This is a genomic window from Chryseobacterium sp. TQ-BC-N36 (assembly GCF_058382295.1).
The window spans coordinates 232,936-246,568 of the sequence record NZ_CM178175.1 but is presented as its reverse complement, the minus strand read 5'-3'; the positions used below and the strand labels follow the sequence as shown (position 1 = coordinate 246,568).

The following is a 13,633-nucleotide window of genomic DNA, read 5'->3' as shown; positions in this document are numbered from 1 at the left end:
TGTATTATAAAATGCCTGTGATGTTTTGTAGTAAATAATAATTGTTCTGTGCCATAATCTTTGCTGCTTCAAGTTCAAATTTTGTCTGAAGAAGCTGTATATCTGCATCCAAAAGTTCTGTAATAAGGGAAGTCTGGCTGAAGTAAGTATTTTTGATGATTCGTGCATTTTCCTTTGCCTGGGCTACATTGGCTTCCGCCACTTTGATCTGTTCCAGAGCTTCCTGATATCTCAGATAGGCTTCCTTTACCTGCTGTCTTACTTTATCCTCTGTATCTTTATGCGCCTCCTCTTCTTTTTCAAACTCCAGCCGGGCGGCTTTTACCTTTTGCGTATTATGATACAGGGAAGAGATGGAAAACGAAGCTTTTATTCCCACTATTCCCAACGAATACCAATAAGGATTGTAAGGATACAGGAAAATCTGTGGATTGGCGTAATAGAATTCACCATACATCCCGACTTTAGGTCTTACATTGGCTTTTACCTGCTTCAGTTTAATTACACTTAATGCGGTCTGCTGCTCAGAGACGTGGTAGTCAAAAGAATGATCCAGCGCCATTTTCAAATACTCATGATAAGAAGTATTCTCATTCCACTGGTCAGATGGTGCTTCCGGAATAACAATCTGGTCATCTGGAATTCCAAGAATAATATTCAGCTTTTGTGTAGCGATGAGAATATCATTTTCTATAGTCACCAAAGCCATTTTCCTTTTTGAAAGCTCAAGTTCAATCCTTAAAACATCACTTTTTAAAACCACTCCGTTTTTATAAAGCGCCTGTATTTCTTTCAGCTGGGTTTTCTGATCTTCAATATCCTGCTTAATAAGATTTCTGAAGATTAATGTTTTCTGCAACTCCAGATAAAGTGCAGCTGTTTTATAATGAATATCAGAAACCGACTGTTCTTTCAGGATGTCCTTAATTTTCTGAAGGGTCTGGCTTTCCTTAATTTTAAGATTCAGCTTGTTCCCGTTGTAAATATTCAGGTAAAAATCTGCTCCGGCCCTGTACAGCGTATGGATGACTTCATGCTGGGTGGGTTTGGAAAAGATTCCGTTCTCATAAATGGGAATGTTGGAAGCCTTTTCGGCTGACCCTTTGATCTCTATTTCCGGAAGACGCTCTCTTTTGGCATCTTTTACTTCGGCTTCAGCAATGTCTGCGTTGATGGTATTGATTCTGATATGACGGCTGTTTTCTTCAGCTCTCTGCCAAGCATCTTTTAAGGAGAGTCGTAGGGTATCCTTGGTTGGACTGCCTGTCTGGGCCGATATGGTGTAGGAAATTCCCAGTATCAGCAGTCCGGCGACATAAATTTTCATTTGAATTTTTGAATTATTGCTCTGCAAATTTATTGGCAATCCTGAGATTATTTTTATCTAAAATAGTCAACTTTTACATGATTCCGGCCAAATGGTTTATATTTGCACTTTCATTGATATTGTATTTTTTATGGGATTAATTGCTGCGCTTCCGGACATTGATAAAGATGATAAAAGTGTATTTGTCATGCATGAAAAATCGGAAAAACTGATTCCCTTTCACAAACACACAAAAGGACAGCTGAGTTATGTAGAAGGCGGTATTGCCTATATCACTATCGATAACAGAACCTATGTAGTACCGGCCAGGCACTTCTTTTGGATTCCACAGGGAATGGAGCATATTTTAGAAATCGGGCATACTGCAACGGTACTGCGTTCCCTTTATTTTTATGCCTATGATGATGTTTCAGATCCCTTTTACAGCAGACTGGGAATATATCCGGCATCTGAACTGTTGATCCAGATGATAAAATATACTGAAATATGGGATGAGAAACATGTTACCATAAAAGACGAAAACTTCGAATTTCTGGTAGCGTTAAAAAAAATACTTCCCAAAACCCACAATCAGCCATTACCGATTATCCTCCCGGCTACTCACAATAAGCAGATGATGAAAATTGTATCTTATCTGGAATGGAATATCGGGGAAAAACTTACCCTGGCTCATGTAAGCAGTAAATTTGGTTTGAGTGAACGCACTTTGTCACGCCTGTTCAAGGCAGATATGGACATTTCTTTTTTACAGTATCTGAAAACATTAAGAATTATCAAAGCGATTGAACTGCTTTTAAATACTGATAAACCCATCAACGAGATAGCCGATGATGTTGGCTACAGTTCTATCAGTGCTTTTAGCGATACCTTTCATGAGTTCACCCAATCCAGACCTTCCGATTTGAGAAAGAGCAATAAAGTCATCCGGAGCCTTACCGATTAAACAACACTGGATTCAATAAAAAAGCCCTTAAACAAATGATTTAAAGGCTTTTCGCTTATTATTTACTGCGTCACTTTTATCATTGCATTGGTTATCTCATTTTCCTTTTTCCTGGAATAAGAGGAATCAAAAGGTTCCATAACATTGAATAAATACTGATAAAAAGGAGCGATCTGACGGACATTTTCAGATTCCTTCACCGCTTTCTCTTTCCCCATCAGCTGGAGTCCTTTTATAAAAACATTGAACTTTTTGTCAACAGGCTCCAATGATCTCAGAATATATGCATGTGCTTTCTCATCCTGTCCCAGCGTTTTGTACGCTTCTGTAACGGCTGAAACAACGAGTGCATATTCCATCGGCTTTGACCTCATCTGCCTTTTGGCCAGTGCTTTAAATGAAGGGGGAAGATTCTGATAATAGTCGTATTCTTCAAATATTCCTTTTTTGAGCATTTCCGCCAGCTGAAGTCCTTTTTGCTCCTGCCCTGCAACAATATATCCGGTAACCATAGCGCTTGATGAACGCGGTTCATTGTATTTCTCTACAGGAATTTCTTTTGTCGCAAGATCAATTAATTCCAGCGCTTTTGCTTTTTGTCCGTTCAGAACGAGTGCAGATACAGCTCTGCTCACAGACATTCTGTAGCCTAAAATATTTGACGTAGCCGTTTCATCATAATAAATACTCTGGTCTTTGAAATTCCCCCATCTGAAGTTTTTTACTATCTGGTAAAGAGAGCTGGCTTCTACTCTTCCTTTATCTCCACCGGGACTCTGAGGAGTATGGATAGGCACCAATCTGTAACTGAAGCCGTCAAACTGCAGATATTCATCGAGATAAAAAATATTTTCACTGTCATACATTCCGCCTGACGAGAAATTTACAGGGCGTTTCCAATCAAAATTCGCAAGCATATCCAGCATCATCAGGTTGCTTTTATAAAGGGTTTTAGCTTCATAATTAATCATAATCTGATCCACTGCATCAGGAAGGTCACTCTGAGTAATAATTCCTGCTTTGACAGCATTTCCTTTATTGACGGGCAGAATAAATTTACTCACCGGAAGAATATTGTACTTTTCATATTGCTTTTCTCCGAAATACATCTTCAGTAATTCGTCTTTTTCGGATGATTTTAGTTTAAGGAATTTAATGGCCTCTTTGAGTGTCAGAGAATCCTGAGTCAGGTATTTCCTGAAATCCTGAAAAGTAGTATCCGGTGCTCCCTGCTCTTTCAGCATTTGGAAAAGTCCTTCCCAATCTTCTTTTTTCATCAGAAACACCTGGTCATTTACACCATCTCTGTATTCTTCATGTGTTAATTCACCGGGAATTCCTTTTGCATGATAGGTTCTTCTCTTCACCTGGTCAATGTTCCATGGGGTAGCTAAAAGTGTAAAGTTGACCGTTTTTACATCATCCCTGAATCTTTCCGTTTCCTGAATGGCCCATACCGGAAAGGTATCATTATCACCATAAATGAAAATAATATCGTCTTTGGGCAGCGAACGTAACAATGAATAGGCATAATCACGGGCTGCTGTTTTTTTGCTTCTGTCGTGCGGAGTATAGTTCTGAAACCCCATCATAAAGGGTATTCCTAACAGTACTACTCCCAGAACAATAGTTGCTGCACTGGATTTAACTTTAGACTGAACCAGCCAAAGTACTGCCCCTGCTCCCAGACCTATCCAGACGGCAAAAGCATAGAATGAACCCACCATTGCATAGTCTCTTTCCCTTACTTCAAAAGGTTTTACTCCGGTATAGAAAACAATTCCCACACTGGTCAGAATAAACAGTGAAAGAATCGCATAAAACCGTCCGAAATCCCTGTTAAGCTGGAAAAAGAATCCAATCAAACCTAAAATCAATGGAAGAAAGAAAAATTTCACGGTGCTTTCATTTTTAAATTGGGCAGGCATATGGTCCTGATCCCCCAGTAAGCCATTATCAATGAAAGAAAAGCCTGATATCCAGTTTCCATTGGTATTTTCCATGTGCCCCTGAAGATCGTTCTGTCTTCCAACAAAATTCCATAGCAGATATCTGACAAAGTAATATCCGTTCTGGAAAGAAATGAAATAATCCATATTCTTGATAAAGGAAGGACGCTGTACCTTGATCAGATCATACGGTTGTACTTTCAGATAGTCTTCTGCGGTGATAGAATCGCCTTCATATTTTGCTCTCAGTTCATCAAAAATACGGTGCGCTTCAGGATTGTCTGCCACGTCTTCATTATCATAATTGAAAGTAAAATCAGGAGCTCCGTACAAAGAAATATAATTAGCCATTACCTCTTTGTCCTCGTTGAACATCCTTGGCATGAAACTTATATGGGATTTATTAAAAACATAGTTGAATCTTTCACCGGTCTTTCTGTAGGTTCCGGTTTTTTCATCTTTTTCATAAATATCTCCGGTGATCTCTCTTTTGTAACTTCCGTCTTCATCTTTTTCCAACCCGTTTTTGTCCAGAAATGCAGTGTAATTCTGACCGTAAATGGTAGGCCAGTCACCATATTGCACCCTGTTATAATAATCTCTCATTCCGATGGCGGTATCCGGATCATTAAGATTCATCGGGGGATTGGCATTAGCCCTGATGGGAATGACCAGCCAGCAGGAGAAACCAATGATCATGTAAACAAGGGATAAAACTACAGTTTGATATACCTTCTTTTTGGTTTTCCTGGCATACTTAATCAGAAGATAACTTACTAAGGTCATGAGAACAAACGCAGCAATTGTTCCTGAATGAAAAGGAAACCCTAAACCATTCACAAAGAAAATTTCAAGCTTTCCGAATAGGGTCATAATCAGAGGAAAAATAATCTTGAATACAAATGCAAGAATTCCCAGAGTAATCAGATTGGCTATGATGAAATTTTTCCAGGAAAAGGTATAATTTCTGGCATAATACACCAGACAAATAGCCGGAATAGCCAGCATACACATCATATGTACTCCCACAGAGAGCCCTATGATGAAGAAAATAAGGATAATCCATCTTTCGCTGTCAGCAGCTTTAGATTCATTCTCCCATTTGGTGATCAGCCAAACTAACAATGCAATAAACAGAGAAGCCATTGCATACACCTCACCTTCTACTGCTGAAAACCAGAAGGTATCTGAAAAGGTAAAACATAAAGCCCCGATGACTCCGGCAAAAAGAACAGAGATCTCCTGATGTCTTGTAATTTCTTCATAATCTTTATGTAAAAGGCGTCTTAAAAAATGAGTAATTGTCCAGAACAGAAACAGAATGGTAAATGCACTGAACAGCGCAGACATGGCATTGATCACAATAGAATAATGTTCTGAGTTTCCCAAAGCAAAAATACTCGCTACCGCCCCTACAATCTGAAATAAAGCAGCCCCCGGAGCATGGGTTACCTCTAGTTTCACAGCCGAAGAGATATATTCTCCACAATCCCAAAAGCTTAAAGAATGTTCTATTGTAGAAAGATAAGTGATAAGCGCAACAGCGAAAAGGAACCACCCTACTACAGTGTTCCATTTTTTAAAAGACCAGTTTCTCATATTATATTTTCCAATATAGATACGACAACTGGGGAAAAGGGTTTATTACATGGACCTTGTTTATTTTTAAAACCACAAAAGGTACAAAAGTTTTAAACCTTAAGCTTTTTCTGAACCAAGCCTCATGTGAACTTTTCTGTGGTTAAGAAATTTATTGAATTCTTAAATAGCTGTTTTTAATAGGTATTATTCAATCCTCCATCCAAAGGAATGCTTGTTCCGGTAAGATAATTTGAATATTCTGAGGCCAGAAAAGCTACAAGATGACCATATTCTTCCGGCTGTCCGAATCTTTTCATGGGAATCTTATTTTCTCTTGCTTTTTTTATTTCTTCTGCAGAAACACCGGTTTGCAGGGCTTCATGGGCCACCAGCTTCTGAATTCTTTCAGTATCGAAATATCCTGTTAAAACATTATTTACTGTGATATTATGCTGTGCAATCTCATTGGAAAGAGTTTTTGCCCAAGCGATTACTGCAGAACGGATCGAATTGGACAATGCCAGATTCCCGATCGGTTCTTTTACTGACAAAGATGAAACATTGATAATGCGGCCATTTTTCTGTCGGATCATATGAGGTAAAGCCAATAAAGTTGTTTCGCAAACCGTTTTAAAAAGAAGATCAAATGCTTTCTGATAATCATCCGGGGTTTTATCAAGTGCTAAACCCGGCTCCGGACCGTTTGTATTATTAACAAGAATGTCTACCGAATGGTCGTTAAAATATCCTGTTATAATTTTTTTATAATTTTCAAAGTCTGAAAAGTCAGCCACCAGATATTCATGTTCCTGTTCCGGATTGTTTACCGGCAGTGAAGAAACAAAGGCTTTCAGTTTTTCTTCATTGCGTGACATTACGGTTACACTGGCTCCGCATTTTGCAAGTTCTATGGCAATTCCTGCTCCAATTCCCTGAGTGGCTCCGCCTACTAAAGCATTTTTTGAAAAAAGTTGAATATTCATCCTTGTAATGAGTATTGATTATCTGTATAAATATAAGGAATCTTTATTTTAAGGATCATTAATGTACAACAGGCACTATTTCATACAACAGTAAACACCAGCGTAAGCCGGTGTTTCAGTATTTGTGTTATTAGAATTTTTGCTGAAAGAATAATGCCTGATATGGGAACTATAAAGGAATTAATCTCCGATACGGAAAACAAGTAATTGGGTTGAGGTTGCAGCCAGACTCATTCCTGCTCCTCCACAGTTACCGGATTGGCCTCTTCCAAGAGTTATCGTCCATGTTCTGTTGGCTGGAACAGTGGTAGCATAGGTTATGGTACCTCCGTGATTGGAAAGGGCTCCTTCTGAGTGTGAAGCCGTACTGTGAATTCGGGTAGAACCTGTGTTAAGAGGGAAATCTATAAAATATGAGCTGATAGTACATCCTGTTACATTATGAGTTGCTTCATACACAAAAGTCATCTGATAAGTTCCTGCAGGAAATGTAATAGTACTTGTTCCTGCGTTAAAGCTCATGCCGGGAATGGTATTTTTAACCACAGACATAGGGACTACCTGTGATCCGCCTGCACCTTGTGCCTGCAAGAAATTGGCCTGTGCAGTTTCCAGCCTGAAAACCGCAGGATTTGGAATAGATAAAGCGCCTAATGTACCGATACTTTTAACAACACCAGTCGCATCCACTACCAGCAGAGGATCTGTAGTGGTATTTCCTGCAGAAAGCCCCTGTACCCGCAACGGGTCGGTTCCATTGATATGAAGCTTATTCGTAGGAACAGTAGTACCGATTCCCATGTTTCCAGCGGCAGTAACAGCTACATCATTGGCCTGTTGTACCGCTGAAGGTGTTCCTGTAGCCGGATTGTCTTTGGCTGCATCAATATTGAAAACGCCCTGTGGATTGGAAGTCTGAATACCTACCTGAGCACTCACGAAAATACAATTTCCTGTTAAAAGAAATAAAAAATAGATGAGTTTACGTTTCATAATAAATAATTTTCGATTAATATTAAAATGATTTTTGAAACATAAAGCTAAGATTATTACGATAAAATTAAATATTTGACTTAAATAATCACTTTATATTAAAACAAATATAATAAATTTCACACAAAAGGGAACTAGATTTCATAAAAAATAATTGTTAATTTTTCAATGAACTCAATTTTCATTATCAGCATTTTATTCACAGATTATATAATGAATAGCTATTTAGAAATTTTTATTTATATTCATAAGATTGTTATTCTTATATAAAACCTGTATTTTTTTTGAAAAAAAAGAATTTTTTAAACTTTTTGAAAAAATCAGATTCATCAATCTTTCAGATAATATTTTCTAACAAGACAAAAAAAACCTCCTTAATATATAAGAAGGTTTCTTTTAATTTTCAATGATAATCTATTTGACCACGGTTGCCTCCAGTTCAATTTTTAACGTTTCAAATAAACCTTTTACTTCCAGCATTGTTAATGCCTGACGGATGCTGTGCCTGGCAATCCATTCCTGAAGAACAGGAAAATAAGGCCAGAGTTCTTCTGCTGAAGTTGTATAGATATTTAATCTGACAATACCTTCACATTCATATCCTGATGAGGTGATTACTTCTTCCAGATTGGCAATAGCCTGTTCCAGCTGAGATTTCATATCTTTATTACTGGAGGTCCCGTCAGGATCAACCGCTGCCTGTCCGGAGCAGTATAAAGTACTTTCAACATTTTTAACTTCTACAGCCTGAGAATAACTTCTTCCATCCTGCCATTTCCATGGGTTGACTGTTCTTTTTTCCATTGTCTTGAATTTGTTATAGGTTACAGGACAAAATTGCATAACAGATACTGTAAATTTCCGTGACCTAGATCACGATTATGCTGTGAGCTTTATCAATATTTACAGAGGCAAACGGCTCAGCGTTTCTCTTGAAACCCCTAAGTAAGCTGCCAGGAGAGCCTTCGGAACCCTCTGAACAAGGGAGGGATATTTTTCCAAAAGCTGTTCATATCGTTCCTTTATTCCGACGGTCATCATGGAAATGGTACGTTGCTGGGCAGAAATGAATCCCCTATAGGCTTTTTCAAGAAAGAAATGTTCCAGTTTTGGAAGTTGGGTACAGAGTCTTTTATAATCGCCAAGATTAAGGCACAATACCTCTGTATCTTCTATGCATTCCAGTGACATTGTCGCCAAAGTTTCCAGATAGTAAGCCGGAAAATCTGTTTCCCACCAATCTTCCATGGCAAATCCGACAATGTGCTCTTTTCCGGTTTCATCAGAGTAAACCAGCTTCAGAAGGCCTTTCAGAACGAAATAATTATAGGAAACTGTTTCTCCTTCCTGTACCAGAAACTGATGTTTTTTATATTTCTTATGCGTAAAACAGGATGATATGAATTCAAATTCATCATCATTTAGGGGGAGTATTTTTTCGATATGAGTCCTTAACTGGTCATGCATGTTCAATTTCTTATTTTGTAAAAGTACTCTTTTTTCAGCGAGACATTTCTGTTGCTTATAGCCCTGAATCTTTCAGAGAAAGGAAATATTATGGCCTTTGGGAAATTCTGTAGAATTATTTTTCTCTCAGAATTTCAGTTTCTATTTCTGCAGGAGCATATAGCCTAAAGAATGTCATCATTAAATTAAATTAAGGCTTTTCTTTCAGCAGTTCTTCAATCTGTCTATAAAATGAATCTTTACTGTAATCGGCAAGTCCTTTATGATGCAAACGGATTTCTCCTTTTTTATCCAATACAACAGTTGTAGGTAATGATCCACTGTAAAGCACACCCGGAATATTGCCAGCCGGAATGATAAAAGGAACTGTGAAGCCTTTTTCCTTTAAATAAGATTTTCCTGAAGCAACATTATCATCAAGATTCACCGTAAGAAATATCATATCCGGATTGTTTTTGTACCGATCATACAATTTCTGGACAGACGGAAATTCTGCCCTGCAGGGTGGGCACCATGAGGCCCAAAAGTTAATGAAGATGACTTTATTCTGTAAAGCAGAACGGTCTATAATAGTTCCATCTTCATTTTTCAATATAAAACCAGCGTAGGAAGCTTTTGTTGAGATCTCTTGTGTTTCTTTTGATGCTGATATAGTGGAATTGAGAATTCCGGTGGAAGCAACCTGTCTCATCAGCCATGCCTTTGCATCTTTATTCACCAATATGACAATAAACAACACTGTAAGTACTGTAGCAGAACCATTTTTCTTTAGCCAAATTTTCAGACTTTCCATATTCTTCCACTTAATTCCCGTCCAATATAAGACTAATATTTTGATCAGAAATCCATAAGAATGGTTTATAAAGTAGAAAGTTAATTCCTGGGCTTAAATACCATTAAGCGGGAACTTTCACAGCAAACAGTAATAAAATCCATCTAAATCCCGTTGATAATATAATTTTTAACATAACCAGTGAAAAGTAAACATAAAAATCAATATACACTGCATAATATTACCTTTTATGTAACAATCTTATTGTATCCTTGCTTTTACATTTTCTGCAAACCTTGTTTTTCAATGGATTTATTTCATAATTAAACCTTTACATGTAACGAACCCCCATATTCATTCAACTAATCGTGCATCACCAAAACATTAATTCATATACAGGAGATCTACTACTTTAAAATAAACTAATGCAAACATCCTTTTTAAAAATTACCGCTGCCACTGCTGCACTCTGCTTCAGCACGGTGGCCATGGCCCAGCAAACCTATTCCGTAAGCGGAACCGTGAAAGACAAAAAAAACGGAGAACTGCTCATCGGAGTTTCTGTAAAAGTAAGTGAAGCCCCTTCCATCAACGTGGTTGCCAATGAGTATGGCTTCTATTCACTTTCACTGCCTGAAGGCAACTATACCATCATTATTTCAAATCCCGGATACAAAGATTTTGAACAGCAGATCAAAGTAGATCAGAATATAAAGCTTGACCTTCCTCTTGTTCCGCAGGAAGAAGTTACAAAAGCCATAGACGAAGTAGTTGTAACCGCTATAAAAAAGGATAAAAACCTAACATCTGCTCAAATGGGAGCAGAGACATTAAATATTAAAAATATAGAAAAACTTCCTGTCCTTTTTGGAGAAAAGGATGTTATGAAAACCATACAGCTTCTCCCAGGTATTAAAAGTAATGGTGAAGGAAGCAGCGGATTCAGTGTAAGAGGCGGTGCTACCGACCAAAACCTGATATTACTGGATGAAGCGCCTGTTTACAATGCCTCTCACCTTCTTGGCTTTTTCAGCACCTTCAACAGTGATGCCCTGAAAGATGCCAGCATTATTAAAGGAAACAGCCCTGCCCAATATGGAGGCCGACTGTCCTCCGTACTCGATGTCAAAATGAAAGACGGAAACAATAAAGATTATAATGTCAACGGAGGAATCGGCCTGATCAGCAGCAGACTGAGTGTAGAAGGTCCTATCCAGAAAGAAAAATCTTCATTCATTGTTTCAGGAAGAAGAACCTATGCAGATTTGTTCCTTAAGACCAGTAAAGACTATAAAGACAATAAGCTGTACTTTTATGATCTTAACCTGAAGGCCAACTACCAGATCAATGAAAACAACCGTATTTACCTTTCCGGATATTTCGGAAGAGATGTTTTGGGGCTGGGAGATACTTTCAATACAGACTGGGGAAATACTACAGCAACATTGAGATGGAACAGTATTATCAGCAGTAAATTGTTTTCCAATACATCTTTCATCTACAGCAATTACGATTATAAAATCAGTCTGAAAAATGATGATACCGTATTTGATTTAAATTCAAAAATCCGTGACTGGAACCTTAAGCAGGACTTTACCTGGTTTGCAGGAAACAAACACTCTGTAAAATTCGGTCTGCAGTCTATTTATCATACACTTACCCCGAGCAGTGCTTCCGGTACTACAGTGAGCAGTTTTGTAAGAAACCCGAGATATTCGTGGGAAAATGCGGTTTACATCAATGATGATTATAAGGCAACGGAAAAACTGACCATCAATTATGGAGCAAGACTTTCTATGTTCAGTGTATTGGGAGGTGACACATTCAATACCTATGAGAATGGGGTGCTTACCGACAGTAAATTCTTAGAGAAGGGAAAATTCGGGAAAACCTATGTGAATCTTGAACCGCGTATCAGCGCCAATTACCGGATCAATGAAGTCAGCAGTGTGAAAGGGGGATATTCCAGAAATACCCAGAATCTTCACCTCCTGAGCAACAGCAACAGTGGAAACCCTACCGATCAGTGGATTGGAAGCAGCTATACGGTAAAACCGGAAATTGCGGATCAGATCAGCCTTGGCTATAGCAGGAATTTCAAGAATAATAATTATGAAGTGAATGCTGAAGTTTACTATAAAGACATGAAAAATCAGATCGACTTCAAAAACGGAGCCCAGATTGGCTTTGACACCGGAGCCGATGTAGAAAGTGAGCTCTTGTTTGGAAAAGGAAGAGCCTATGGCCTGGAACTTATTGCCAAAAAGAAAAGTGGAAAGCTTACAGGGTGGATCTCCTATACTCTTTCTAAAACGGAAAGAAAGATCAACGGAATCAATAACAATGAATGGTATAATGCCAGAATGGATAAGACTCATGATCTTTCCATTGTTGCCACTTATCAGCTTAACCCCAAATGGACTTTCTCGGGATTGTTTGTGTACAGCACAGGAAATGCAGTGACCTTCCCTACCGGAAAATATGAGCTGAACGGACAGACCGTCTTCCAATACAGCAACAGAAATGCAGACAGAATGCCGGCTTATCACAGGATGGATTTAAGTGCCACCTATGAACCCAGTTCCAATAAACGTTTCCGTGGGTCCTGGACCTTCGGTATTTATAACCTGTATGGCCGTGAAAATGCCTATACCATTAACTTTGAAGACAATCCTGACCGTCCCGGAACAACACGCGCTGTGCAGACTTCTTTATTCCGATGGGTACCTAACATCACTTATAATTTCAAATTCTAAATCATGAAAAATACATTTTATATCATATTATCTGTCTTTATATTAAGCTCTTGTGAAAAGGAGATCGATCTGGATCTGAATGACCAGAGCGGAAATATTGTCATTGAAGGGAATGTAACCAACCAGTCTGGTCCTTATACCGTAAAAATTACAAAATCAGTCGGTTTTTCAGAACCTAATCAATATCCGGCCGTTACAGGAGCCCAGGTTATTTTAAGCGATAATACGGGACAGACCGAAATTCTTCATTATGCAGGAAGCGGAATGTACCAAACCACTACTTTTTTGGGAACCCCCGGAAGAACTTATACCCTGAAAGTACAGGCTGAAGGAAAACAATATACTGCAGAGAGTAAAATGCCTGAAGAGGTTTATTTTGAAGGACTGCAGCAGAGCTCCTTCAAATTTGGTGATAAGACTACCTATACCCTTCTGCCTCTTTTCACAGATCCAACGCCATTAGGGAACCGTTATCTTTTTAGTTTTACAATCAATGATCTTACTAAAAAATATATGAATACCTTTTCAGACAATGTAAATAACGGATTACCCAACCAGCAGCCCCTGATTCTTCCTAATGACGATAATAAAGGCAGGGACCATGAAGTAGTGGCAGGAGACAAGATCCATGTAGAAATGCAATGTATCGATACCAATATATTTACCTATTACAGCGCTTTACTTCAGATTTCTGGCGGCAATGGCGGAACCGTTACCCCAACCAACCCTCCAAGTAATATCAGCAACGGGGCATTGGGATATTTTTCGGCTCATACCACAGAAACAAAGACTTTTGTAATTCAGCCTGTTACACCATAATTAAAAAAAAGGATATTCCAATTTCCGGAATATCCTTTTTTAT

Annotated in this window: 10 protein-coding genes; 3 read left to right on the top strand and 7 right to left on the bottom strand. The window is 38.4% G+C overall.

Annotation, left to right across the window (positions count from 1 at the left end):
• Positions 1 to 4 precede the first annotated feature (4 nt).
• Positions 5 to 1,327: a TolC family protein gene (locus AC3FI7_RS01060; RefSeq protein ID WP_491461181.1), complete on the bottom strand. Its 1,323-nt coding sequence runs from the start codon at positions 1,325 to 1,327 to the stop codon at positions 5 to 7.
• A 130-nt stretch (positions 1,328 to 1,457) separates the two neighbouring features.
• On the opposite strand from AC3FI7_RS01060, the gene AC3FI7_RS01055 reads away from it, so the two are divergent.
• Entirely contained in the window at positions 1,458 to 2,270 is an 813-nt protein-coding gene (locus AC3FI7_RS01055) for an AraC family transcriptional regulator (protein WP_366933529.1), read from the top strand.
• A 62-nt stretch (positions 2,271 to 2,332) separates the two neighbouring features.
• Here AC3FI7_RS01055 and AC3FI7_RS01050 read toward each other — a convergent pair whose 3' ends face one another.
• From AC3FI7_RS01050 to AC3FI7_RS01025, 6 genes are all read right to left on the bottom strand, one after another.
• Positions 2,333 to 5,818 carry a glycosyltransferase family 117 protein gene (locus tag AC3FI7_RS01050; RefSeq protein WP_491461180.1) on the bottom strand — a complete coding sequence of 1,162 codons (3,486 nt, stop codon included), beginning with the start codon at positions 5,816 to 5,818 and terminating at the stop codon, positions 2,333 to 2,335.
• A 176-nt stretch (positions 5,819 to 5,994) separates the two neighbouring features.
• Positions 5,995 to 6,783 (bottom strand): SDR family oxidoreductase, encoded by a 789-nt coding sequence (locus AC3FI7_RS01045; protein ID WP_491461179.1) that lies wholly within the window; start codon positions 6,781 to 6,783, stop codon positions 5,995 to 5,997.
• A gap of 180 nt (positions 6,784 to 6,963) precedes the next feature.
• On the bottom strand, positions 6,964 to 7,776 hold the full coding sequence (locus AC3FI7_RS01040; RefSeq protein ID WP_491461178.1) for a hypothetical protein: 813 nt from the start codon (positions 7,774 to 7,776) through the stop codon (positions 6,964 to 6,966).
• A gap of 414 nt (positions 7,777 to 8,190) precedes the next feature.
• Complete coding sequence (locus tag AC3FI7_RS01035) at positions 8,191 to 8,580, bottom strand: RidA family protein (protein ID WP_491461177.1); 390 nt, start codon at positions 8,578 to 8,580, stop codon at positions 8,191 to 8,193.
• Between the two features lie 99 nt (positions 8,581 to 8,679).
• Positions 8,680 to 9,243, bottom strand: coding sequence for a Crp/Fnr family transcriptional regulator (locus AC3FI7_RS01030; RefSeq protein WP_491461176.1), 564 nt, complete (start codon positions 9,241 to 9,243; stop codon positions 8,680 to 8,682).
• A 190-nt stretch (positions 9,244 to 9,433) separates the two neighbouring features.
• Complete coding sequence (locus tag AC3FI7_RS01025; RefSeq protein WP_491461175.1) at positions 9,434 to 10,036, bottom strand: TlpA family protein disulfide reductase; 603 nt, start codon at positions 10,034 to 10,036, stop codon at positions 9,434 to 9,436.
• Positions 10,037 to 10,440: 404 nt separating this feature from the next.
• On the opposite strand from AC3FI7_RS01025, the gene AC3FI7_RS01020 reads away from it, so the two are divergent.
• Together AC3FI7_RS01020 and AC3FI7_RS01015 are read left to right on the top strand one after the other, a co-directional pair.
• Positions 10,441 to 12,771 carry a TonB-dependent receptor gene (locus AC3FI7_RS01020; protein ID WP_491461174.1) on the top strand — a complete coding sequence of 777 codons (2,331 nt, stop codon included), beginning with the start codon at positions 10,441 to 10,443 and terminating at the stop codon, positions 12,769 to 12,771.
• Between the two features lie 3 nt (positions 12,772 to 12,774).
• Entirely contained in the window at positions 12,775 to 13,590 is an 816-nt protein-coding gene (locus tag AC3FI7_RS01015) for a DUF4249 domain-containing protein (protein WP_491461173.1), read from the top strand.
• Positions 13,591 to 13,633 lie beyond the last annotated feature (43 nt).